The organism is Cellulophaga algicola DSM 14237 (assembly GCF_000186265.1).
GTDB lineage: Bacteria > Bacteroidota > Bacteroidia > Flavobacteriales > Flavobacteriaceae > Cellulophaga > Cellulophaga algicola.
Genome location: NC_014934.1, coordinates 1515636 through 1538234 on the forward strand (window position 1 = coordinate 1515636; position 22599 = coordinate 1538234).

Annotated in this window: 25 protein-coding genes and 1 tRNA gene; 11 read left to right on the forward strand and 15 right to left on the reverse strand. The window is 34.3% G+C overall.

Going from position 1 to position 22599, the window contains the following annotated elements:
- Positions 1 to 297: 297 nt before the first annotated feature.
- Complete coding sequence (locus tag CELAL_RS06450; protein WP_041557582.1) at positions 298 to 642, forward strand: hypothetical protein; 345 nt, start codon at positions 298 to 300, stop codon at positions 640 to 642.
- A 257-nt stretch (positions 643 to 899) separates the two neighbouring features.
- Here CELAL_RS06450 and CELAL_RS06455 read toward each other — a convergent pair whose 3' ends face one another.
- The 4 genes from CELAL_RS06455 to CELAL_RS06470 form a co-directional block, all read right to left on the reverse strand.
- Positions 900 to 2147, reverse strand: a complete 1248-nt coding sequence (locus CELAL_RS06455) for a hypothetical protein (RefSeq protein ID WP_013550099.1) — start codon at positions 2145 to 2147, stop codon at positions 900 to 902.
- A 367-nt stretch (positions 2148 to 2514) separates the two neighbouring features.
- The gene (locus CELAL_RS06460; protein WP_013550100.1) at positions 2515 to 4212 is read right to left on the reverse strand and encodes a hypothetical protein; all 1698 of its coding nucleotides are present in this window, start codon (positions 4210 to 4212) and stop codon (positions 2515 to 2517) included.
- A 240-nt stretch (positions 4213 to 4452) separates the two neighbouring features.
- Positions 4453 to 4529: transfer RNA gene (locus CELAL_RS06465), tRNA-Ala, on the reverse strand.
- 51 nt (positions 4530 to 4580) lie between these two features.
- A complete protein-coding gene (locus CELAL_RS06470) occupies positions 4581 to 5378 on the reverse strand; it encodes a universal stress protein (RefSeq protein WP_013550101.1) in 798 nt (265 codons plus the stop codon).
- 139 nt (positions 5379 to 5517) lie between these two features.
- Between CELAL_RS06470 and CELAL_RS06475 the strand changes: the two genes are divergently transcribed.
- From CELAL_RS06475 to CELAL_RS06495, 5 genes are all read left to right on the forward strand, one after another.
- On the forward strand, positions 5518 to 6015 hold the full coding sequence (locus CELAL_RS06475) for a GNAT family N-acetyltransferase (RefSeq protein ID WP_013550102.1): 498 nt from the start codon (positions 5518 to 5520) through the stop codon (positions 6013 to 6015).
- Between the two features lie 12 nt (positions 6016 to 6027).
- A complete protein-coding gene (locus CELAL_RS06480; protein ID WP_013550103.1) occupies positions 6028 to 7359 on the forward strand; it encodes an MATE family efflux transporter in 1332 nt (443 codons plus the stop codon).
- 52 nt (positions 7360 to 7411) lie between these two features.
- A complete protein-coding gene (locus CELAL_RS06485; RefSeq protein ID WP_013550104.1) occupies positions 7412 to 8179 on the forward strand; it encodes an enoyl-CoA hydratase/isomerase family protein in 768 nt (255 codons plus the stop codon).
- A 360-nt stretch (positions 8180 to 8539) separates the two neighbouring features.
- Positions 8540 to 8995 carry a 6-pyruvoyl trahydropterin synthase family protein gene (locus tag CELAL_RS06490; protein ID WP_013550105.1) on the forward strand — a complete coding sequence of 152 codons (456 nt, stop codon included), beginning with the start codon at positions 8540 to 8542 and terminating at the stop codon, positions 8993 to 8995.
- Between the two features lie 47 nt (positions 8996 to 9042).
- On the forward strand, positions 9043 to 9807 hold the full coding sequence (locus tag CELAL_RS06495) for a UDP-2,3-diacylglucosamine diphosphatase (RefSeq protein WP_041557981.1): 765 nt from the start codon (positions 9043 to 9045) through the stop codon (positions 9805 to 9807).
- 242 nt (positions 9808 to 10049) lie between these two features.
- Here the strand turns inward: CELAL_RS06495 and CELAL_RS06500 are convergent, their stop codons facing one another.
- The 5 genes from CELAL_RS06500 to CELAL_RS06520 all read right to left on the reverse strand — a co-directional run bounded on the left by CELAL_RS06500 (position 10050) and on the right by CELAL_RS06520 (position 14910).
- Complete coding sequence (locus CELAL_RS06500; RefSeq protein ID WP_013550107.1) at positions 10050 to 11309, reverse strand: MFS transporter; 1260 nt, start codon at positions 11307 to 11309, stop codon at positions 10050 to 10052.
- An 84-nt stretch (positions 11310 to 11393) separates the two neighbouring features.
- Complete coding sequence (locus CELAL_RS06505) at positions 11394 to 12284, reverse strand: immunity 49 family protein (RefSeq protein WP_041557583.1); 891 nt, start codon at positions 12282 to 12284, stop codon at positions 11394 to 11396.
- A 41-nt stretch (positions 12285 to 12325) separates the two neighbouring features.
- Positions 12326 to 14014 (reverse strand): single-stranded-DNA-specific exonuclease RecJ, encoded by a 1689-nt coding sequence (recJ, locus tag CELAL_RS06510; protein ID WP_013550109.1) that lies wholly within the window; start codon positions 14012 to 14014, stop codon positions 12326 to 12328.
- Between the two features lie 43 nt (positions 14015 to 14057).
- Positions 14058 to 14414 carry a four helix bundle protein gene (locus CELAL_RS06515; protein WP_013550110.1) on the reverse strand — a complete coding sequence of 119 codons (357 nt, stop codon included), beginning with the start codon at positions 14412 to 14414 and terminating at the stop codon, positions 14058 to 14060.
- Between the two features lie 67 nt (positions 14415 to 14481).
- Positions 14482 to 14910, reverse strand: coding sequence for an OsmC family protein (locus CELAL_RS06520; RefSeq protein WP_013550111.1), 429 nt, complete (start codon positions 14908 to 14910; stop codon positions 14482 to 14484).
- Between the two features lie 69 nt (positions 14911 to 14979).
- Here CELAL_RS06520 and CELAL_RS06525 point away from each other — a divergent pair, with 69 nt between their 5' ends.
- Positions 14980 to 15582 (forward strand): carboxymuconolactone decarboxylase family protein, encoded by a 603-nt coding sequence (locus tag CELAL_RS06525; protein ID WP_013550112.1) that lies wholly within the window; start codon positions 14980 to 14982, stop codon positions 15580 to 15582.
- Positions 15583 to 15792: 210 nt separating this feature from the next.
- On the opposite strand, the gene CELAL_RS06530 is transcribed toward CELAL_RS06525, so the two are convergent.
- The 5 genes from CELAL_RS06530 to CELAL_RS06550 form a co-directional block, all read right to left on the reverse strand.
- Positions 15793 to 16347 (reverse strand): hypothetical protein, encoded by a 555-nt coding sequence (locus CELAL_RS06530; protein WP_013550113.1) that lies wholly within the window; start codon positions 16345 to 16347, stop codon positions 15793 to 15795.
- Positions 16347 to 16691 (reverse strand): HopJ type III effector protein, encoded by a 345-nt coding sequence (locus CELAL_RS06535; RefSeq protein WP_013550114.1) that lies wholly within the window; start codon positions 16689 to 16691, stop codon positions 16347 to 16349. The genes CELAL_RS06530 and CELAL_RS06535 overlap by 1 nt, the downstream gene beginning before the upstream one ends.
- Complete coding sequence (rsmI, locus tag CELAL_RS06540; protein WP_013550115.1) at positions 16688 to 17368, reverse strand: 16S rRNA (cytidine(1402)-2'-O)-methyltransferase; 681 nt, start codon at positions 17366 to 17368, stop codon at positions 16688 to 16690. Before rsmI ends, CELAL_RS06535 begins: the two co-directional genes overlap by 4 nt.
- Before the next feature lie 9 nt (positions 17369 to 17377).
- A complete protein-coding gene (locus CELAL_RS06545) occupies positions 17378 to 17734 on the reverse strand; it encodes a DoxX family protein (RefSeq protein WP_013550116.1) in 357 nt (118 codons plus the stop codon).
- A gap of 66 nt (positions 17735 to 17800) precedes the next feature.
- Positions 17801 to 18487: a hypothetical protein gene (locus CELAL_RS06550; protein WP_013550117.1), complete on the reverse strand. Its 687-nt coding sequence runs from the start codon at positions 18485 to 18487 to the stop codon at positions 17801 to 17803.
- Positions 18488 to 18598: 111 nt separating this feature from the next.
- On the opposite strand from CELAL_RS06550, the gene CELAL_RS06555 reads away from it, so the two are divergent.
- From CELAL_RS06555 to mscL, 3 genes are all read left to right on the forward strand, one after another.
- Positions 18599 to 19240 carry a thymidine kinase gene (locus CELAL_RS06555; protein ID WP_013550118.1) on the forward strand — a complete coding sequence of 214 codons (642 nt, stop codon included), beginning with the start codon at positions 18599 to 18601 and terminating at the stop codon, positions 19238 to 19240.
- A complete protein-coding gene (alr, locus tag CELAL_RS06560) occupies positions 19233 to 20360 on the forward strand; it encodes an alanine racemase (RefSeq protein WP_013550119.1) in 1128 nt (375 codons plus the stop codon). Before CELAL_RS06555 ends, alr begins: the two co-directional genes overlap by 8 nt.
- A 68-nt stretch (positions 20361 to 20428) precedes the next feature.
- On the forward strand, positions 20429 to 20833 hold the full coding sequence (gene mscL, locus CELAL_RS06565; protein ID WP_013550120.1) for a large conductance mechanosensitive channel protein MscL: 405 nt from the start codon (positions 20429 to 20431) through the stop codon (positions 20831 to 20833).
- A gap of 147 nt (positions 20834 to 20980) precedes the next feature.
- Here the strand turns inward: mscL and CELAL_RS06570 are convergent, their stop codons facing one another.
- Positions 20981 to 21367: a response regulator gene (locus CELAL_RS06570; protein ID WP_013550121.1), complete on the reverse strand. Its 387-nt coding sequence runs from the start codon at positions 21365 to 21367 to the stop codon at positions 20981 to 20983.
- A gap of 183 nt (positions 21368 to 21550) precedes the next feature.
- On the opposite strand from CELAL_RS06570, the gene CELAL_RS06575 reads away from it, so the two are divergent.
- Positions 21551 to 22540 (forward strand): aspartate-semialdehyde dehydrogenase, encoded by a 990-nt coding sequence (locus CELAL_RS06575; RefSeq protein ID WP_013550122.1) that lies wholly within the window; start codon positions 21551 to 21553, stop codon positions 22538 to 22540.
- Positions 22541 to 22599 lie beyond the last annotated feature (59 nt).

A 22599-nucleotide genomic window follows, 5' to 3' on the forward strand; every position in this document is an offset into this window, starting at 1 on the left:
TACATTTAGTGTGTAATAAAATTAGTCAAAGCAGCTCTTTCTGTTTACTATTTGTTGTGATTAGTATTAATTAAGTTGTGAGATATATTCTTCTTGTGGTGTGATTTTATATTTATTATAAGTAAGTAATAGATTACGTTAAATTAAAGAATTAATTTTATTTCAGGAAGCAAATGCAGTACTTAATCGAAAAAAATAGTTTTATGTCGGTTATATGATACCGTTCAGCGGTTTAGTATTTTTTTGGGTATTCAATACTTCTGGCGAATAAATAAGGAATAAAAGGCTATAATTAATGTGGATTTGTCTGCTTGTGAGAAACTAATTCTTATTCGGGAAGGAGCTGCAGTACCACTTCCTTATGGGTTACTAAAAAAGAAGTTATCGACAGCATTAGAGTATCCTTACTTAATTTCTCTATTTGTAAATGAATGGACAAACCTCAGCGAACCAAGTTTATCTATTTTCAAGAATAGAAGAATTGCATATGTAAAGCAAATTCAAGAATTAGTAGCTTTAGGTATGCTCCAAGGACAATTGAGGTCTGCAGATAGCAAAATAACCACTTGTCTAATTTTGTCATCTATGAAGTGGCTCTATAACTTAGCTGTAGAAGATGAAAAAATTAACACTATAGCGTAGAAAAACAACTTAATGACTTTATTTTTTTTTGGGATTAGCATAACCTAATAATCCACATTATATAAAATGTATTCCTAAAGCATTGAAAAAAATCCCTTCAAAAAATCATTAAAATAAGCCAACTATTAGTAGCTAATAAATAATGCCTGATTAGAGCTCAAAGTTTACATCGTTTTAGACCATCGATGCAAATAATAAATGACAAAGAAGAAAGTCTATTCGTTTAAAAATAAAAACAGCTTAAAAGCAGGACTTTATTAGAACAAATCTAAGCCAACGTATGCTGTTTTTATACTTGATATTTTAGCTTCATGAGCAGTCCATGCAAAATACATTTTATCGCCCACCCTTTCCATTTGTGGAAACCCAGTATCTCGGGAGTCTCCCATTACACTAATAGAAATTGGCGTAGATTTTACCCCACCTTTGGTTACTTTCATGGCCTTTAAATAGGTTTTTTTTGCTATCGTTTCCATCCAACTTACAATAGCAGTATCAGCGTTTAGCATTTCAACATCTACCCTACCCAAAGTTTCCTTAGTACTAATTAGCATAGGCGCTAAAAAATCCTCACCTCCATTTTCAGAAAAGATTAATTGCACCTTTGGTTCTTTGTTTACCGCCGTAAACCAAGCAACTACAATGCTATTTTCAATAGCATCTACTTTAGGGCCGTTGACAGGGCAACCATTTATTTCCCATCCATCATTATAAATAAATTTAGGGGTCGTCCATTTTCCATCTACACGTCTGGTGATGGCAATATCTCTAATTTCATCATCGGTACGGTCTCGGTACAACACTATAGGGCCATTGTCCGTAATTGCCGCAGTAGTTTGGCAACAGCTACAGGTTTTAGAATCCAAAAGCACCTCTTCGCTGACGATACCTTCAGAAGAAACCTCTGCTGCTCTAATAGCCATAGTACCTCCGTGACCCGCATGTGCATCGGCTGCATCAGACCCAGTATTTCTACCATCTAGCCAAGTGATAAAAAATGAATCGTCTTGATAAGGTAAAGCCGTTACAAAACCATGTTCTGTTTTTGTACCATCGGTGTGTAATACCTTCTGTGTTTGCCATTTTGATGCTTCCTTCGGTAAAACATTTAATTTAACATCATATGCAAAAGTTTCCTTAGAAGATTTTTCAAGGTAATGCGCCAGTAGGTTGCCATTATTTTCCGTAATGGTTGGGTAATCTGCCCAATTTACAAACCAATCTTTACCTGTTATAATTTCTATGGGCTGCTCCCAATTCCCGTCTTTTAAATACGAGTAATTTAGTTGCGCTACAGAATCATTGATGCTTTTCACCCAAGAGACTATGGCTTGGTTATTATTTGAAAATAAATGCGGTAATGATGTGTCTGATCCTCCAGGAAATACCAAAGGGTGTACTTCCACCGTATTTTCTTCTGAGGATTTTTGCTCTTTCTTTTTAGACGTACACGAAAGAAGTAAGAATATTGCTAGAGTTGATGTTAGGAAGTTCCTTAATTTCATTTGGTTGTAATTCTTTAGTTTTAAAAATTAGTTAAAGAAATAGGAGTTCCTTTTAAATTGCTCTGTAAGCCCGCAATCGAAAGAGTGATAATTACCTTAATTTCACTTGCCCTATGAACAGGTTTTTTTCCTATTAGATTGCATCAAACTGAGCAAACTAAAAGCAAAATTATAGTCCTTAAAAGTCTTCTCATATGTTCGTAATGCCTCCCCTAACAAAAATAATAAATTAAACTCACGGAGCATCCGGATAAAGAAGAAGTGCTACAAAATAAAAAACCATCACTTTTAGTGATGGTTTGTGGAGAATACTTATTTTTAAATAAATAATTCTATAAAATAATAAGTTATAACCTTTGGTTTTAAATTATTTCCAACAACCTTCTTGAATTTCTTCTTCTGTATTACACCCAATTGCATTATTTCCTACAGAATGTGGTTTATCACTATTGATATAATCACAGATATTTAAAGCATTGCAGATTGCCAAATTCGGATTGTTTTCTATGACAATTTTTAAGATTGTCTCATTATCTATATTTTGAAGTCCTGACAAGGTTTCAAGACTAGAATTGTTTTTTATCGTTAACAAGCCATCCATATAATTTAAAGATTCAAGACCCATGAAATTCTTTAAACTATTATTTTTTTGAATAATAAGACTTGAAATTTTTTTTAAACCTATCAAAGCAGTTATATCAGTCAAAGAGTTATTATTTTCAAGTTCAAACCTTTGGGCTGTTTTGAGAGAGGAAATACCATTTAAGCTCTTAAGCTTTGTATTCCCATCTATTTTAAAAATTATTCCTGAATTTTCTATACCGTTTAAACCACTTAAATTGGATAAAGAAAAATTATCCCAAATAATCAATTGTCGTTCGACTTGTGTTATTTTTTCCAATCCAACCAAACTAGTTAACCTAGGATTTCGCTGAATTATTAAATATTTCAGTTCACCTTCTACATTTTTTAAAGAAATTATATCATTAATGTTTTCATTATCTCCAATTTGTATTTGATCATTAACTAATTTTAAAGATTCCAAACCATTAAGGTTTTGAAGACTCTCATTTCTATTTATATGTAGTTCTAGACCAACATTGTCTAATGAATTTAGACCTTCAAAATTTTGGAGAGAACTGTTCCCATTAACAAATAACATCTCCCCGACAGTTTTTACTTTCGAAAGACCTGAGAAATCTTCTAATTGAGCATTGTTAATAATCGATGCTGATCTTTCGATTATCATTAATTTTTCCAACCCCATAAAATTTTTGAGTTCAGCACAATATAACACTTCTAGAGAGCCTAGTTTAGATAAATTATTGAGGCCATCAAAATTTTTTATTGCTGTACTTTGTAAAGAAAAGTTAGTTATTTCAGTAAGCAATTCAAAACCTGATAATTTTTGGAGCGATGTCAATTCTTTAAGGCTTATGGCTGAATTAAAGTTTTGTAGGGAGATGAAACCTAATAGATCAGTTAGTTTAGGTAAATTTTCTAAAGTAATATTTCCGCTTATAGTTTCTAAATTCTTAATACCGGATATATTTTTTAATTCAGGATTAAAACGTATTTGAAATGGACCGTGAACAACTGATAGATTCTCAAGGCCATCTAGGTTTTCTAAGACATAATTAGATCCAATGTAAATGGAAAAAAATGATATTGACGAATCTTTTTTTCCTTTCATACCCACTTCACTTAGGTTCTCCAATCCTAATAGAGTTTTCAAAGATTTGTTTCCGTCTATTTGAAGCTTGCCATGGATAGTAGTAAGGTTATCCAATCCTGTGAGATCTATCAAAGAGGTTGTCAATTTATTAGATAATGAACCTATTTTCAGATTACCAGATATGGAAGTCAGCTGGTTTAAACCCTTTAAATTGGTAACACTAAGACCTTTAATATCAATATCTTGCAACACCTCTGAGCAATTTGGGTAATTAATCGAAAAATTATCAATAGACTGTTGGCTATCTAATACAATATCAACAGTAGGGCACTGAGACAGTGAAAGAAAAAAAGAAAAGTATGTAATTGTAAAAAGTAATAATCTTTTCATAAAGTTTTGGACCTTTATTCCATCATTTATAAAATGGTTAATTCACTATAAACGAAAATATTAAAGCTTTATTTTATCCAACTTTATGAATAACCCTCGAAATTTGACCAAATCGATTAAAATCAAATGTCAGGTGATTTTTATTACCAAAGTCATCATCTAGACTTTAATAAAAACAATTACTAATTATAATAACAAAAAAAACTTCAAAAGTAAGAAACTCTTGAAGCCTTGAAAACATGGTGGAGAATACCGGAGTCGAACCGGTGACCTCTTGCCTGCCAGGCAAGCGCTCTAGCCAGCTGAGCTAATCCCCCGAATAGATCATTCAAAGAACGTCTATTTTATTTGTGAATCAAAGTGAAAAATTAATCTTTCTTAACACTTAATACTAAAACGGGAACTGGAGAGTAAAACTCTTCTTTTGATATGGTATTCTTTTCCCATAAAGTCTTAAAAAAACCTCTCTTACGTCTAAATACACATAATAAATCTGGGTGTTGTGCTTGGAAATTTTCTAATACGCCTAAATAAGTTGTCGCATTTTCTGTTAACGTAAGTTGTGAACATAAATCCATCAATGCCGTATTTATTTTTAAATCGGCATCTGTATATCCTGGTGTTTTCACCAATAAAAGGTTTACCACAGAACCAAATTTCTTTTTAATTTGAATTAATGGCACTAAAATTCTATTACGCTTTAACACACCTGATTTAAATGCAGTCAGTATAGTTTTATATGGTGTAAATACACTTCCTTTAGGGACAATAAGACTAGGTATATTTGTTTGCTTTACAATTTTACCAGAAGTATTTCCTAAAAATAAGCCTTCTTTAATGTCATTACTTTTAGGAGAAATAATAATTAAATCTATTCCTAATTCCTTATCAATATCTTTTACCCCACTAACAATACCTCCGTTGTATGTTGCTATCTTTATGACAATATCCTTAGCATCGACTTTCTCTATAATCTCTTTTAAACGTTCAATACTATTTTCTGTAATTTTTCCAGAAACGTTACTTAAGGTACCTGCATTAGCAGACACACTAAATACTTCCATCACATAAATTTCAGAAGAAAACTGAGTAGCAAAATCTACTGCGTATTGTAGCGTTTCATGAGATTCTGGTGAGGTACCAATCGGAACTAGGATATTTTTCATGTGTCGAAATTATTTGGTTTAGTTGTCTGTAATTTTTTATTTTTAAAAAAGGCTAATGCTGTACATTGATTTTAAAAATGCACTGCGCTTTTATTTTATATCATTTAAATTTACAAATAATAAAGAAATATACTAAAAAATGCGCCTTGCAAAGATATTAGAAATTCCCGATATTCTTAAAATTACTAAAGCCTGTGCTTTAAAAATGTCTGAAAATGGAATTCATCAATGGAATGAACATTACCCATCAAAAGATGCTTTTGAAAACGACATAAAGCGAAATGAATTGTATGTCCTAGAAGAAAATTTTAAAATTGTAGGCACTATTGTTATTTCTACCCTTATGGATCAAGAATATCAGCCCATAAAATGGCTCACAGAAAATAAAAAAAACATTTATATACATAGACTTTCTGTACACCCAGAACATCAAGGAAAGGGATACGCCCAAAGAATGATGAACTTCGCTGAAAATTACGCCAAGCAAAAAAAATATAGCAGTGTTAGATTAGATACCTTTGGCCAAAATAAAAGAAATCAAAAATTTTACGAAGCTAGAGGCTATGAAAAATTAGGGGATATCTACTTCCCTAAACAGAGTATTCATCCTTTTCATTGTTATGAGCTTGTACTATAAATTACTTTTTACTTGAAGAACACCATCACTTTTAAAGCTATAAATAAACTGGCAATCCCTGCTACTATCGCAGGTATTGCAGAACCCTTACTTTCTATTACAGATACTGCTATTGTTGGTAATATTGACGTAGATGGCATAGAATCTTTGGCTGCTGCAGGTATTGTAGGTTCTTTTTTATCTATGCTGATCTGGATTTTAGGGCAAACGCGGAGTGCCATTTCTGCCATAATTTCACAGTATGTAGGGGCCGGAAAAAAAGAAGAAATAAAATCATTACCTGCACAAGCCATTTATTTAAATATTGGACTTAGTATTCTAATTTTACTATCAACTATCTTTATTGTAGACGATATTTTTAGATTCTTAAATGCTACTGGGAAAATTTTAGAGTACTGTATTTCTTACTATTCCATTAGAGTTTGGGGCTTTCCTCTAACCCTTTTTACCTTTGCAGTAATGGGTATTTTCAGAGGATTACAAAATACATTTTACCCCATGCTCATTGCAATTGTTGGTGCAGTTCTAAATGTATTTCTTGACTATATTTTTGTCTACGGAATTACAGACGTTTTGGAGCCTATGTATTTAGAAGGTGCCGCTTGGGCAAGTTTAATTGCACAAGGTGTTATGGCAGTACTGGCATTTATATTACTACTAACGAAGACAAATATTAGCTTGAAACCACAGCTCCCCTTTCATCCTGAGTTAGGCCGACTCATCATCATGAGTTTAAACTTATTTGTAAGAGCCTTAGCACTTAACATTGCACTAATATTAGCTGTTAGAGAGGCAACAGCACTTGGCGATAACTATATTGGTGCGCATACTATTGCTATAAATCTATGGCTTTTCTCTGCTTTTTTTATTGATGGCTATGCTGCTGCAGGTAATATTATGGGAGGAAAATTACTGGGGAGGAAAGACTATGACGGACTCTTTTTACTGGCAAAAAAAATTATGATATATGGCGTACTTGTCAGTCTATTTTTGATGACCTTAGGTTTTATTTTTTATACGTCCATAGGTACCTTTTTCTCTAATGACATTCCGGTACTAAACGCTTTTTATGGCATCTTTTTTATTGTAATTCTAGGGCAGCCTATAAATAGCATCGCATTTATATTTGATGGACTATTTAAAGGCTTAGGTGAAATGAAATATTTAAGAAATACCTTATTAGCTGCCACCTTTTTAGGTTTTATACCCGCTTTATTTATCGGGAAGTATTTTGGTTTAGAACTTCAGGGTATTTGGATTGCATTTACCATCTGGATGTTCATACGCGGTGGTGCCTTGGTTATCGAGTTTAAAAGAAAATTTATGCCACTTAGAACTAGGTGATAAGCCATAAGCTCTCTTATTTTTTAAGTACTTTTGATACAAATTATAATTTATGGCTACTTCAAGACCTAACGGAAGTCTTTTTACGAAAATAGAAAACAAGGTGGCTACCCTAGAATTTGGTCACCCTGCAAGCAACTCCTTTGTGAGTGAGTTATTAGATCGTTTGGCTAAAGAGTTTACTAAACTTTCTGGCGATGAGAATGTCAATGTCATCATTCTAAAATCGGAAGGCGATCGTGCATTTTGTGCGGGTGCTTCTTTTGATGAGTTGGTTGCTGTATCTAGTTTAGAAGAGGGCACCATTTTTTTTAATGGCTTTGCAAACGTTATTAATGCCATGCGTACGTGCAGCAAAGTCATTGTTGGGCGTGTACAAGGTAAAACCGTAGGTGGTGGCGTTGGTTTAGCTGCTGCCTGTGATATGGTTTATGCTACAGAAAGTGCTTCTATTCGTTTATCTGAACTTACCATCGGTATTGCTCCCTTTGTTATTGCTCCTGCTGTAGAACGGAAGATAGGTACCGCTGCTTTGTCTGAGCTTTCATTGAACCCCACAGAATGGAAAACTGCCTATTGGGCTAAAGAGAAAGGACTATTCGCTAAGGTTTATGAATCTATTTCTGAGTTAGACAAGGAGTTAGATTTTTATACAAATAGTCTATCGCAATACAATCCGCAAGCCTTGGAAGATTGGAAAAAAGTACTGTGGAAAAATACAGACCATTGGGATGTACTATTGCCTGAAAGAGCTGCAATTACAGGAAAATTAGCCTTGTCTGAATTCACAAAAAATACGTTAGAAAAATTTAAAAAGTAATAAGTCTAAAATTTTATCGTTTTACTTTTTTATTATAATAATTATCATGGAAATACTTAAGTTTTTAACGGGCAGCACTTTTTTTGCTCTATTATTATTGATCGTTGGTGCTATCTATTTTTTCAACAAATACAGAAACAATAAAAAATATAAAAGGAAATAAACATGCTATAGGGTAGCTGCTAGCTAAAACCTACATTCGTCTACAGTCTTTAAAGAATACCTCAAAAATATCTACCGTTAATTTTGAGCCCAATAGCTTTTAGCTAAGATTCGTGATTTTAAAGGGGATTTTAAAAATTACTCCATATAAATCGATACTTTTGCAGCTTATTTAAACATTTTGTTTAAGCTATTTTTATGAGTAATATCAGAATCACCAAGCAATTTAATTTTGAAACCGGTCACGCCCTTTATGGTTATGATGGTAAATGTAGAAACGTACACGGCCATAGTTATAAACTTTCTGTTACGGTAATTGGTAGGCCTATTACGGATACTACGCATGTAAAATTAGGTATGGTGATAGACTTTAGTGATCTTAAAAAGATTGTCAAAGAAGAAATCGTAGACCAGTTTGACCATGCAACTGTATTTAATAAAAATACACCTCACGTAGAATTAGCCAAAGAGCTTACGGACCGTGGTCACATGGTAATTTTAGCAGATTACCAACCTACTAGTGAGAATATGGTGATAGATTTTTCTGCACGGATCAAATCAAGACTACCAGAAAACATCCAATTACATTCGTTAAGACTACAAGAAACAGATACCTCTTTTGCGGAGTGGTATGCTAGTGATAATCCCCTCTAACTCCCCAAAGGGAAGGATTAATTTAATAGACTCCAAGAATGCAATTTATAGAAGTTCCAGAAGGTAAGAAAGTATACTTCGCTAGTGATAATCACCTGGGTGCTCCTACTATGGAACACAGTTATCCAAGAGAGAAAAAATTTGTGGCTTGGTTGGATGAAATTAAAACAGATGCAGCGGCTATCTTTTTATTAGGCGATATGTTTGATTTTTGGATGGAATATAAAACCGTAGTTCCAAAAGGCTTCACTAGAACATTAGGAAAATTAGCAGAAATTGCGGACTCTGGAATTCCAATCTATTACTTTGTAGGAAATCATGATCTTTGGATGAATGGTTATTTTGAAGAAGAACTAGGTATTCCTGTTTTTCATTCACCCCAACAATTTACATTTAATGATACATCATTCTTTATAGGCCATGGTGATGGTTTAGGTCCTGGTGATAAAGGATACAAACGAATGAAAAAAGTATTTACGAATCCGTTTTCTAAATGGCTTTTTAGATGGTTGCATCCTGATTTAGGCGTTCGGTTAGCACAATACCTTTCCGTAAAAAATAAGCTAATCTCTGGTGATGACGATGCTCAATTTTTAGGCGAAGATAACGAGTGGCTCGTACAATATGCAAAACGCAAGCTAGAGAAAGACCATTATGATTACTTTGTTTTTGGCCACAGACACTTGCCTTTAGATATCACCTTAAGTGAAAAATCTAAATATATTAATACTGGAGATTGGATTAGTTATTATACCTACGGCGTTTTTGATGGTGAAAAAATGAACCTAAAAGAGTATACTATTTTAAAATAAATCACTTTATTTCCTTCTAAACACGTTGTAAGTCTTTTCTTACAACTGTTTTAAGACACTTCACAACATAAATTATAAAAAAGGGAACTACCCTCCTATCTTTACAGTGTAATTAATCTTTAGTTATTGACTAAAAATAAAAAATCAACCTACTAATAAATAAGTGTCCCCCCGAATCTTAAATTACCTACAGACAAAAAGGCCCTTCATTGGGCTTTTTTTGTATTCAAAAATTAAAGTAATTAATCTTCTGCCTCATGCTCTTCAACATCTTTCTGAAGGTCTAGCTTTCTGAATTTAGGAAAAACTAAAGATGTAATCCCTACCGTAGTTATCGTCATAATACCTCCAAAAATTACTGCTGTAGCCGTACCCATTAATTTTGCGGTTACTCCGCTTTCAAAAGCACCTAATTCATTAGAAGAACCCACAAAAATAGAATTTACAGAGGCTACACGGCCTCGCATATGATCTGGTGTTTTTAATTGTAAGATAGTCTGGCGTACCACCATAGAGATTCCGTCTAGCGCCCCACTTAAAAATAACGCAGCCACAGATACCCAAAAATAGGTAGACCATCCAAAAACAATCATACACAATCCAAATCCGAATACCGCCAAGAGTAATTTTTTACCTGCATTTTTATGAATAGGAAATCGGGTAGAGCCCAACATGGTAATTGCTGCACCCACTGCAGGAGCCGCTCTTAAAATTCCGAAACCCTCTGCTCCTACGTGCAAAATGTCTTGCGCAAAGACTGACAATAGTGCCACAGCACCCCCAAATAAAACGGCAATCATATCTAGCGTAAGTGCTCCTAAAATGGCCTTGTTACTAAACACAAATTTTAAGCCTTCTCCTAAGCTTTCAAATATAGGCTCCCCTATTTTCGGATTTAAAATAGGCTTGCGCTCTATTTTAAAAAGTGCAATTAATGCAAGTATAGAAAAAGCAAAGATTAAGCACATGGACCAATGCACACCAATATAACTTATAGAGAATCCTGCCAAAGCCGGACCTAAAACAGCACCCATTTGCCACGTAGAACTGCTCCATGTTGCAGCGTTAGGGTATATTTTTTTAGGAACAATTAAGGCGATTAATGAAAAAATAGTGGGGCCAATAAAAGAACGGACAATTCCGCCTAAAAAAACTAAAGCATATATGGTATATAAAATAGTTCTAGTCGCTAAGTCTGAAACAACAGAAGGAATACTGATGATAAACAGCCCAAAACTAATCACAGAAAACCCAAGAATACACCACATCAAAAGGTTTCGTTTTTCTTTCTGGTCTACAATATGTCCTGCAAAAAGTGCCATAGAAACCGCCGGAATAACTTCCATTAAACCTATAATCCCTAAGGATAACGGATCTTTAGTTAAGGTATACACCTGCCATTCTATTACAATAAATTGCATAGACCAGGCAAAAACCATAGCAAAACGCACCATCAAAAATATATTGAACTCTTTATAGCGTAAAGCAGCATACGGATCCATAAGGAAGCATTAAAAAAAGTAAGCTGCAAAGGTAAGAAAGAGATTTTTCTCTTGAACAGCTATATTTTAAAAAGTGCATTCTTTTTAGCTTACCATATATTTCGGAAGCGTAGCAGTATCAAACTCTCCTTTATACAGCCACTCTGGTATATAATCACTTTTTACATTAATTTTTATACCCTTATCGTATGCTAAAGCTGCAGCACCTAATAGACGCCAACTTATCCAACCATTTGAGTCGTTACAGCGCTTATTTTTTTGTGTGTCGTAATAGGTTTTGTGTCTGGTAAGTGCTTCTATTAATTGTGCATTAAAATCTTCTTCATTATTTCGTAAAAGCGCTTCATATACAAACAGTAAAGGCTCGTATAAATAGGTTACAAATTCTATAGCAAAACCTTCTTGTAAATAATCTCCAGAATCTGGGTGGGTAGATTTAATAGCATCTATTAACAACTTCTCCCTTGTTTTGGGGTTAGTATGTAAACTAGAAAGAAAATGAAGCATGTTTTTATCTAAAGTATCCCAACTTGTTTCTGCCCTATCCATAGCACTATCTGTAATACCCTCCAATACATTTAAACCTGCTTGGTCCCGTAGTACTCTAAATATACTATAGGTGTTCAACCAATCAGCAAAGCCCATATTGCTTTTGTAGGCAACACCTATATGCTGCACAGGTTTGTCTCTAAATTGTACGGTTACCTCTGCACCTACAGAATATGCTAAATGATAAAAGGCTTTTGCTAAAATTTTGAAATAATGCAATGCTTTCGTCTGCAAGGCTCTGTCTTGGTTTGGGCATGTGGTGTACTTGGATAATTCACGAATTAAGGAAAATGCATATCCATTCAATGATTTTTTGGTAACATCATTTTCAAAAACTTCAAATGTGGTATTTTCTAAGGCATTAATATATTTATTTAAATATCGATCAGACTCCTCCATGGGAGTAATAGTTTTGTTAATTTCCATAAATATCAAATTGTCAGGAGTGCAGGACACCTTAAATTAAGCTACTTTATATCCCTCAATTTCAATTGCAAGCTCACATTGCCTTGCCATTCATTCTCATCAATAGAAAAAACAGCACTAAAGGGTTTCCTACCTGTTAGCAATGGTAATTTATCCCCTAAACTAAAACCAATTCCCCCAATAGGGCCATAGCCATTTTGGGTAACTGCAAATTTCAAATGTTTCCCTTCTTCACCTACGCCCTTTGCATACCCAGAGTCTTGAATATTTTCTGCCATAAACACAGGCGTCATATTCTCAGGACCAAAAGGTTCAAACTGGTTTATAATACGCATTAGTTTAGGCGTAATATCTTTAATTTCAATACGTAAGTCAACAGCAATTTCAGGAATTAATAAATTAGGGTCTATGGTTTCTGAAACTACTTTTTCAAATTGATGTTTAAAATTTTGGTATTGTTCTTCCAATAAAGTCAGTCCCGCCGCATATTTGTGCCCCCCAAACTGTTCTATATAATCCGCACAGCCCTCTAAAGCATTATACACATCAAAACCTTTTACGGAACGTGCGGAAGCCGCTAATTTATCGCCACTCTTCGTAAATACTAAGGTTGGCCGGTAATAGGTTTCCGTAAGTCTAGAGGCTACAATACCTATAACGCCTTTGTGCCATGTTTCTTTATACACTACCGAGGTAAAGCCCTCTTCCTCCTCATTCTCAATAATCTGAGTGAGTGCTTCTTTGGTTATTTCTTGATCTAAACCTCTACGATCACTGTTATATTTTTCTATCTCGCCTGCAAACTTTTCAGCCTGTGCTTGATTAGTTTCCGTTAATAAATTTACGGCATGCTGGCCATGTACCATTCTGCCTGCCGCATTAATACGTGGGGCAATGACAAAAACAACATCGGTAATGGTTAAGATCGTTTTTTTTATCTGATTGATGATGGCCTTGAAACCAGCTCTAGGGTCTGAGTTGATTACTTTTAAGCCATAATAGGCCAATACTCTATTCTCTCCCGTAATAGGCACAATATCTGCGCCAATAGCCGTAGCGACTAAGTCTAAATACGGAATTAAATCTTCAATAGTTTCTCCTTGTCTGGAGCCTAAAGCTTGTATCAGTTTAAAACCTACACCACAACCACAAAGTTCATCATACGGATAGGTACAATCGCTTCTTTTAGGGTCTAAAATAGCTATGGCATCTGGTAAGGTAGCACCAGGTCTATGGTGATCGCAAATAATAAAATCTACACCTTTTTCTTTGGCATAGGCAACTTTATCTACTGCTTTTACTCCGCAATCTAAAGCTATAATTAAAGAGAAGTTATTATCCTCGGCAAAATCAATTCCTTTATAAGACACGCCATAACCTTCTGCATATCTATCTGGAATATAGGTGGCCACATTGGGATAGAAAGACAATAAATAGGACGACATTAAAGCTACTGCCGTAGTGCCATCTACATCATAATCGCCAAAAACCAAAATATTCTCGCCTTCATTAATTGCAGTTTCTATACGTGCTACCGCAATATCCATATCCTTCATCAAAAAAGGATCATGTAGGTCTGATAACTGAGGTCTGAAAAACAGTTTTGCTTCTTCAAAAGTAGAAATACCTCGCTGAAGTAATAATTGCGCTACTAGATCTTCTACATTTAAAGCACTGGCAAGTTCCTTTATCTTTTCTTCTTCGGGTTTGGCTTTTATCGTCCAGCGCATATATCAAGTTCAAGTATCAAGTTCAAGTTCAAAAAACTTAAAGTCACTGATTTTTCTTATTTTTAATAATTGTTGCAATAATTTTTATTAGTTGTTCTACTTCTTCTAATAGATTCAAACGTATACTTTCATCACCATAAAAAGCCTTATTCAAAATCTTTAGGTTCACTCTAGACTCTTTCAATTCTTTTAAACAAATACTTGCCTTATGAATATAATCTTTAACCGAACTAGCTCCCTGAGCTTCTCCAAAATTAAGAGCAGAACTACCTGCAGACCTCAGTAATTGATTCCCATAATACTCTCCAGTCATATCATTTGGCAAGTCTTTGCAGAATAAAATAATATCTCCCGCAAAAGCCACCAGTCTATCCTCTAAATCATATTTTTTATTTTCCATATCCTTTAAAAAACAAATTTAAGCTTTAGTCTTCAGCCTTGATATTGAACTTGATACTTGAATACCCTTATTTATTATGAAAAAACGTGTTGATTTCTACCTCAGCAAACTGACGAAACATTTCCATAACACCACAGTATTTTTCTACGGATAAATCTACCGCTCTTTGCAGCTTATCTTCTTTAAGATTAGCGCCGTGAAAGTGATATTCTACCACAACTTTATCATAAAATTTTGGGTGCTCATCCGTCAAATTAGCGATGGTTTCAATATGAAATTCTTCTACGTCTAATTTCATTTTTTTTATCAATGCGGCTACATCCAATCCTGAGCATCCTGCAAGAGAAGAAAGCATCAACGCCTTAGGTCTGTACCCATTACCATCACCACCATCTTCTTTAGCAATATCTATTTTTAAACTATTTCCTGAAGGATTATTACTTTCAAAGGTCATGTTGCCCAACCATTTGGTTGATATATGATTTGTTGTGCTCATAATTTTTCGTTTCTTGTAAGGGATTTGATTACTCAAAAATACGATAAAAGAATATAAACAAAGAACGATATGGCCTTAGTACAACCTTTAGATCCGAATCACGATAAAGAAACCAAAGAATTAGCAGAATTCTTTAATGAAACCTTGGGTTTCTGTCCAAACTCTGTATTAACTATGCAGCATAGACCTGCAATTTCTAAAGCATTTATCAATTTAAACAAAGCCGTTATGGCTAATGAAGGTAGCGTTACTTCTGCCTTAAAACGTATGATTGCTTGGGTAAGTAGTAATGCTACAGGATGCCGTTACTGCCAAGCGCATGCCATCAGAGCCGCAGAACGCTACGGAGCAGAACAGGAGCAATTAGATAATATTTGGGAATACAGAACGCATGCTGCTTTTTCCGAAGCTGAACGTGCTGCACTAGATTTTTCATTACAAGCATCACAAGTACCAAATGGTGTTGACGCTGAGATTAAAGAACGTTTATACCAATATTGGAATGAGGGTGAAATTGTAGAAATGTTAGGCGTTATTTCTCTTTTTGGCTATTTAAATAGATGGAATGATTCTATGGGAACTACGATAGAAAATGGCGCTGTTGAAAGTGCAGATCAATATCTAGGAAAAACAGGTTGGGAAAAAGGCAAACATGATGGATCTAAATATTAGTTGATGGTTGATGGTAATTTTAAAAATTTGAGTTCCAGTAATTTTTGTGTGGCTCAGTTCAAAAGATAATATCAACATGCCCCAGGAACACGAATACTTCTAGATACTAATTTAAAGCAAAAAGAGCTTAAAATTCACTCGAAGTGACAACAGTATGGAAATTAAAAATCGAGCCCTGCCAATTGGTGGGGTTTTATTCCTAAGCTTAAACTATTCAACAGCATCAATGCTTAATTCATTGTCGTTTGGTATGGCTTGTTCAGAACAAAGTGCTTTGTTTCTAGCATATTCTTCCGCTGTAACATCTACCCAGTACGCATCTCCAAATAATTTAAATAAATACCGTTCATCGATGTATTTCTGGTATTGATTTTCAATTTTTATGACCTGTACCTTTTCAATAGTATCGTTGATCGTATCTCTAGCTTCTTCTGTATAACTGTTTTCGTTTAAGTAATGAATATAGACCCCTTTGTCACAAAAAAGAAAGTGTTTAGGCTCCCCAACTCCAAAATCCCACTCTATACTTCCTTGATCTACAGCAATGCGGTATTTAAACCTGTGGGAAGTTCCATAATTATGATTGGTGAATATCCCAAAGGAAGTTTTTTCAATAGCTGTTTTTTCAACCATTAAGTGCATGCCATTAGGCAACATCTCACTTTTTTTAGTCACGGTTTCTTTTACGGTATCCTTACATGCAGCTACTAAAACGATTACCGTAATTCCAAGAAATATTTTATAGAAAGCCCGACTTATAACCATTATTTATCTGTTACTGCAACCCCATCAAAATGCAAACCTTCAAAACCTGTTACCATAAAATTTCTTATGTTTTGGTGTCCGTTTCCTGCTGGATCATTTAATACATCATCAAAATAATAGGCACCAAAACATGCTAAAGCCTGTTCCTTGGTTAATTCTTGATCTACCGCAAAAGCAAATAATTTACAAGATCCTGAATTTTCGCCGGCCGCATTTTTCAATACTCCGTTCGTGAATGCTGTTGGAGAAAAATTATAATGCTCCTCTATAACAGCCATCGTTTCAGAAAATTCAATTTCTTTAGGGGTATGTTCTAATCTATTTTTAAAATCTGCTATTTTCATTTCTCTTTTGTTTTTCCGGCAACGACGATCACAATTTCTCCTTTTGGAGGTTTGTCTGTATAGTGTTTTAAGACTTCTTCTGCCGTTCCACGTATTGTTTCTTCATACAGTTTAGTTAATTCTCGAGAAACAGAAACTTGCCGGTCTGCTCCAAAATATTCTACAAAACTACCTAGTGTTTTTAATAATTTATGAGGCGATTCATAAAAAATTATAGTTCTTGGCTCTTCTGCGAGTAATATTAATCTAGTTTGCCTTCCTTTTTTAACGGGTAGAAAACCTTCAAAAACAAACTTATCATTAGGCAATCCGCTATTTACTAAAGCAGGAACAAAAGCCGTAGCTCCGGGAAGACAATCGACCTCTATATGATGTTCTACACAAGCTCTTGTTAGTAAAAACCCAGGATCAGAAATGGCAGGCGTACCAGCATCAGAGATTAGGGCAATGGTATCGCCCGCTAGAATTCGCTTAACAATATTGTCTACCGTCTTATGCTCATTATGCATATGATGACTTTGCATGTGCGTTGAAATTTCAAGATGATGCAATAGCTTGCCACTCGTGCGTGTATCTTCCGCTAGAATTAAATCTGCTTCTTTTAATACACGTATGGCTCTTAGTGTAATATCTTCTAAATTTCCTATTGGTGTTGGTACAATATAGAGTTTTCCCATTGGGTAAAATTACGGCCTTGCCTTTTTACCCGCAAAATAAGAAATTATTAACCCGATAAAGGCTAATAAGGCAAATAAATATTGTCCGTCATTTGCTGCTATATGTGCAAAAAAGGCTAAACTAATATCAAAGAAAAAACCTGCGTACGCCCATTCCTTCAAAGATCTATTAAAATTACCAAATATGGCAATTAGCCCTAAAATTTTAGCAAAAGCTAAGGGATACACCAAATAAGTAGGATATCCTAATGTTGTAAATGCACCTTCTATTGCCTCTGTATTTAACAAGTACATCTGAATAGAAAACAGCATAATTGCAGTTAATAATGCGGTTCCAATCCAATAAAGTATTTTAATAGTTTTCATAAAAAAGGCTGATTTATAGTTTTACTATAAGTCAGCCTTTATACGTGATACTTACAAATTTATTTTTTAAGAAAACTTGCGCGAAATGAGTTCTACGAATCTAGTTTCGTACTCTTCTTTTCCTTGCCAACTATTGTAATCTGGTTTTACCATATTTACAATAAATGCAATAGAACGTTCTTCTGTAGTAATTGTATTTAGTTGTGAGATTACACGGTTGTAATCTTCCATATTATTATTAAAAAGATGTTTAACAAAAGCTAAACGATCATTAAGTCCTACTTTTATCTCTTTCTGAAAAGTATCGTTAACAGACTTTTTTACCTCTTCACTAACCTTTTTCTCTGTTTCTACCGGCATAAAAAGGTCTTTATCATTCTTCATTAGCGCGGGTGTTGCCATGAAATCTGCAAAGACATCTTCGGCTTCAGCACTCATAGGCATTTCAGAAACCATATCTTTTATAGTATCCATACCAGGAATCATAATATCTTCTTGATGTGGATTGCTTTCTGGTACCTGTTTATTTTCATTCATTACCGCATTTGCTAATTCTTCAAACTTAGCAGCAATTGCATTTTTAGAAACATCTATCTCTATATCATTTAGCTCCTCTTCAATAAATTTAAGCACCGCTAATTTTTCATACAACTCTTTTGATGCAGCATACATTCCTGTAATATCATTAATGTCATCAGCAGTAATAATATTTGTAGCAATTTTAACTAATTTTTTTTTCAGCTGTTTTTTCATCTGTCAAAATTTTTTATTCTAATCTATTATAAAAGACCGTGTTTGTTTAGTAATTTTATGGCTTCGTTTTAATAAAACGGTTAACGTATAACTTTCGTCTAAAATTACAAAATGTTTCTTGAAAATACTGTAAACCCTAAAGAACAATTTGGCTGGATCGAAGTTATCTGCGGTTCTATGTTCTCTGGTAAGACAGAGGAACTTATCCGACGACTAAAGAGAGCCCAATTCGCTAAGCAAAAGGTTGAAATTTTTAAACCTCAGGTAGACACACGCTATCATGAAGAAATGGTGGTATCACATGATGCCAACCAAATACGCTCTACTCCGGTGCCCGCTGCCGCAAATATTCGCTTGTTAGCTGATGGATGCGATGTAGTAGGAATTGATGAAGCTCAGTTTTTTGATGATGAAATTGTTGCCGTTTGTAATGATTTGGCAAATAGAGGAATTCGTGTTTTAGTTGCAGGTCTTGATATGGATTTTAAAGGAAACCCTTTTGGTCCCATGCCCGCATTGATGGCTACAGCAGAATATGTTACCAAAGTGCATGCTATTTGTACACGCACTGGAAATTTAGCCAATTATAGCTTTAGAAAATCTACCAATGACAAATTAGTATTATTGGGCGAAACAGAAGCTTATGAACCTTTAAGCAGAGCTGCATATTACAAAGCTATGCTCCGAGAAAAAATTAAAGATATTGATATTGAAGCGGAGCAAGTAAAAAACAATACAAACACCAATGGCTAAGGCTCAAGAAACAGTTCTAGAAATAAACTTAACAGCTTTAGAACATAATTACCGGTACTTAAAAACAAAAATTTCTTCAAAAACTAAATTTCTAGGCGTAGTTAAAGCATTTGCTTACGGGAGCGATGCCGTTTCTATTGCTCAGAAATTAGTGGCATTAGGTGCAGATTATCTTGCAGTTGCCTATACCGAAGAAGGTGTTTCACTTAGGAATGCAGGAATTAAAATTCCCATATTAGTTTTACACCCACAAATTGTAAGTTTTGATACTATTATTGAACGTTGCTTAGAACCTAATCTCTATTCAGAAAGAATATTAACTGCTTTTATAACTGCTGCTGAACGTCACCAACAAAAAATCTATCCGATACATTTAAAGTTTAATACAGGATTAAATAGGTTAGGCTTTAATGCTAAAGATATTCCTTCAATCGTTAAAAAACTCTCAGAAACTACGGCTGTAAAAGTGTTGTCTATTTTTTCACATTTGGCGGCTTCTGAAGATTTAGAGGAGAAAGATTTTACCTTAAATCAAATTAAAAATTTCAATATAATCAGCACTCAAATAGATGCAGCTTTACCTTATATTCCCTTTAAACATTTAGCCAATACCTCCGGAATTATCAATTACCCAGAAGCACATTTTGATATGGTACGCAGCGGAATTGGCTTATACGGTTTTGGAAATGATATCGATGAAGATAAAAATTTTATTCCCGTAGCTACGCTCAAAACAAATATCTCCCAGATTCATTATCTAGAACCTAATGAAAGTGTTGGGTACAACCGTGCTTTTACTTCAAACAAAAAAATAAAAACAGCAACATTACCATTAGGTCATGCCGATGGTATTGGTCGAGAATATGGGAATGGTAAAGGTGTTGTTTGTGTACACGGATATTACGCTCCCATCATAGGAAATACCTGCATGGACATGATTATGGTTGATGTTACAGACATTGATTGTTCTGAAGGCGATGAAGTAATCGTTTTTGGAAATAAACCAACTGCAACCGAATTTGCAGCAGGCGCTAATACTATTTCATATGAAGTACTTACCGGTATTTCTCAAAGAGTAAAGAGAGTTATCGTTGAACAACAAAACTCTATTAACATTTAATTAAGATTTAATTTTTTAGTACCTTGCGGTACATTAAACTATTAACTAATAATTAAAAACACTAAATCATGTTAAAAGAATTTAAAAATTTCATTATGACAGGTAACGTCATTGAATTTGCAGTTGCAGTAATTATGGCTGGCGCATTAGGTGCTGTAATTAATGGATTTGTTAAAGATATCGCTATGCCATTTATTGGTTATTTCGCTGGCGGAATGAACTTTGAAGATATGCATATTGCAATGGACGGACAAGATTACACCACTTTAGCTGCCGCAAAAGAAGCAGGTGGAGCTGTAATCGCTTATGGTTCTTGGATTAACACTATTGTAAACTTATTAATCGTTGGATTAGTAATGTTCATTATTGTAAGAGCTTACAACAAAACAAAAACACCTCCTGCTCCTGCAGCTCCTGCTGGACCTTCTCAAGAAGATCTTCTTGCTGAAATTAGAGATTTATTGAAGAAATAAATAATATTCATTATCCAATGTTTGGATAATACCGCTGCACTGCAGTATTAATCTAAAGCCGTCAAGTACATTACGCTAATGTATTTGGCGGTTTTTCTTTTGCCTTACTCAATCCTTTTTTATTAAAATAAAAAATATCTAAAAGGATTATTCTAAGGTTTTAAATATGGAATCTACATTAATTTTAGATATCGGTTTATCAAAATAGCCATATACTAAAGGATGTTCTTTTGCTAAAATGCGGTCTTTAGAATTTGTGAAAGCAGACAATATGTATATCCGGAGACTATTCTTGTTCTTTCCCGTTTTTTCTAATGCTTCTAAAAACTGCCAACCATCCATTTCTGGCATTACAAGATCTAGTAGTAATATATCCGGCAAATCAGTTCCTGAAAAGGCTTCATCCTGTATAAGGACTAAAACCTCTGCTGCACTTTCAAAAATATCAATAGCACACAAAGTAGAAGATTGTCGTACTCCATATTGTGTAGCAAATCGTGATACTAAGTCGTCATCAATTATCCAAACCTTCATATTTTCTCTAAAACTTCTTATTTTGGCAAATTTATGGTTTTTAGACCTCCTAGCTTTAATATCATGAAAGATAATGAAATTTTGTTATAAATGTAACTTTTTGTTAAATTATAATTATTCATCTTTAATTTCTTTGTCCAATTAATCGTATTGAAGTACATTTGTTGCTCAAAATTTATAACAATGAAAGTAGCAGTTGTAGGTGCAACAGGTATGGTAGGAGAAGTAATGCTAAAAGTTTTAGCAGAACGTAATTTTCCTATCACAGAATTATTATTAGTAGCTTCTGAACGTTCAGTAGGCAAGAAAATGACCTATCAAAACAAAGAATATACCGTAATAGGTTTAGCTGATGCTTTGGCTGCAAAACCACAGATTGCCATTTTTTCTGCTGGCGGAGAGACCTCAACAGAATGGGCTCCTAAATTTGCAGCAGTAGGTACCACCGTGATTGATAATTCATCTGCATGGAGAATGGATCCTACTAAAAAATTAGTAGTCCCAGAAATCAATGCAGACCAATTAACAAAGGAAGATAAAATTATTGCGAATCCTAATTGCTCTACGATTCAATTAGTGATGTGTCTTGCGCCTCTTCATAAAAAATATAAAATGAAAAGAGTGGTAATTTCTACCTACCAATCTGTTTCTGGAACTGGTGTTAAAGCTGTTCAACAATTAGAAAATGAAATTGCAGGTATACAAGGAGAAATGGCTTACCCTTATCCTATAGGAAGAAATGCATTACCACATTGTGATGTTTTTTTAGAAAATGGATATACTAAAGAAGAAATGAAATTAGCGCGTGAACCTCAAAAAATATTTGATGATCGTAGCTTTTCTATAACAGCTACAGCAGTACGTATCCCTACTGCAGGAGGACATTCTGAATCTGTAAATGTTGAGTTTGAAAACGATTTTGATCTCACTGATGTACGTAAACTATTAAGCGAATCATCAGGAGTTATTGTACAAGACAATCCTGATACCAACACGTACCCAATGCCTATTTATGCACATGATAAAGATGATGTTTTTGTGGGACGTATTCGTAGAGATGAGACCCAAAGAAACACGTTAAACATGTGGATTGTTGCTGATAACCTTAGAAAAGGAGCCGCAACCAATGCGGTACAAATTGGAGAATATTTAGTAGCACACAACTTAGTGTAACTCCTAAACCCTAAAGAATGTTAAAACCTTTGCACAAGCCTGTTGCAAAGGTTTTTTTG

What these genes read in the sequence shown, in the direction of transcription:
- CELAL_RS06455 (WP_013550099.1), bottom strand. Translation starts at nt 2,147, where the DNA reads ATGAAATTAAGGAACTTCCTAACATCAACTCTAGCAATATTCTTACTT.
- CELAL_RS06460 (WP_013550100.1), bottom strand. Translation starts at nt 4,212, where the DNA reads ATGAAAAGATTATTACTTTTTACAATTACATACTTTTCTTTTTTTCTT.
- CELAL_RS06470 (WP_013550101.1), bottom strand. Translation starts at nt 5,378, where the DNA reads ATGAAAAATATCCTAGTTCCGATTGGTACCTCACCAGAATCTCATGAA.
- CELAL_RS06475 (WP_013550102.1), top strand. Translation starts at nt 5,518, where the DNA reads ATGCGCCTTGCAAAGATATTAGAAATTCCCGATATTCTTAAAATTACT.
- CELAL_RS06485 (WP_013550104.1), top strand. Translation starts at nt 7,412, where the DNA reads ATGGCTACTTCAAGACCTAACGGAAGTCTTTTTACGAAAATAGAAAAC.
- CELAL_RS06490 (WP_013550105.1), top strand. Translation starts at nt 8,540, where the DNA reads ATGAGTAATATCAGAATCACCAAGCAATTTAATTTTGAAACCGGTCAC.
- CELAL_RS06500 (WP_013550107.1), bottom strand. Translation starts at nt 11,309, where the DNA reads ATGGATCCGTATGCTGCTTTACGCTATAAAGAGTTCAATATATTTTTG.
- CELAL_RS06505 (WP_041557583.1), bottom strand. Translation starts at nt 12,284, where the DNA reads ATGGAAATTAACAAAACTATTACTCCCATGGAGGAGTCTGATCGATAT.
- recJ (WP_013550109.1), bottom strand. Translation starts at nt 14,014, where the DNA reads ATGCGCTGGACGATAAAAGCCAAACCCGAAGAAGAAAAGATAAAGGAA.
- CELAL_RS06515 (WP_013550110.1), bottom strand. Translation starts at nt 14,414, where the DNA reads ATGGAAAATAAAAAATATGATTTAGAGGATAGACTGGTGGCTTTTGCG.
- CELAL_RS06520 (WP_013550111.1), bottom strand. Translation starts at nt 14,910, where the DNA reads ATGAGCACAACAAATCATATATCAACCAAATGGTTGGGCAACATGACC.
- CELAL_RS06525 (WP_013550112.1), top strand. Translation starts at nt 14,980, where the DNA reads ATGGCCTTAGTACAACCTTTAGATCCGAATCACGATAAAGAAACCAAA.
- CELAL_RS06530 (WP_013550113.1), bottom strand. Translation starts at nt 16,347, where the DNA reads ATGGTTATAAGTCGGGCTTTCTATAAAATATTTCTTGGAATTACGGTA.
- CELAL_RS06535 (WP_013550114.1), bottom strand. Translation starts at nt 16,691, where the DNA reads ATGAAAATAGCAGATTTTAAAAATAGATTAGAACATACCCCTAAAGAA.
- rsmI (WP_013550115.1), bottom strand. Translation starts at nt 17,368, where the DNA reads ATGGGAAAACTCTATATTGTACCAACACCAATAGGAAATTTAGAAGAT.
- CELAL_RS06545 (WP_013550116.1), bottom strand. Translation starts at nt 17,734, where the DNA reads ATGAAAACTATTAAAATACTTTATTGGATTGGAACCGCATTATTAACT.
- CELAL_RS06550 (WP_013550117.1), bottom strand. Translation starts at nt 18,487, where the DNA reads ATGAAAAAACAGCTGAAAAAAAAATTAGTTAAAATTGCTACAAATATT.
- CELAL_RS06555 (WP_013550118.1), top strand. Translation starts at nt 18,599, where the DNA reads ATGTTTCTTGAAAATACTGTAAACCCTAAAGAACAATTTGGCTGGATC.
- alr (WP_013550119.1), top strand. Translation starts at nt 19,233, where the DNA reads ATGGCTAAGGCTCAAGAAACAGTTCTAGAAATAAACTTAACAGCTTTA.
- mscL (WP_013550120.1), top strand. Translation starts at nt 20,429, where the DNA reads ATGTTAAAAGAATTTAAAAATTTCATTATGACAGGTAACGTCATTGAA.
- CELAL_RS06570 (WP_013550121.1), bottom strand. Translation starts at nt 21,367, where the DNA reads ATGAAGGTTTGGATAATTGATGACGACTTAGTATCACGATTTGCTACA.
- CELAL_RS06575 (WP_013550122.1), top strand. Translation starts at nt 21,551, where the DNA reads ATGAAAGTAGCAGTTGTAGGTGCAACAGGTATGGTAGGAGAAGTAATG.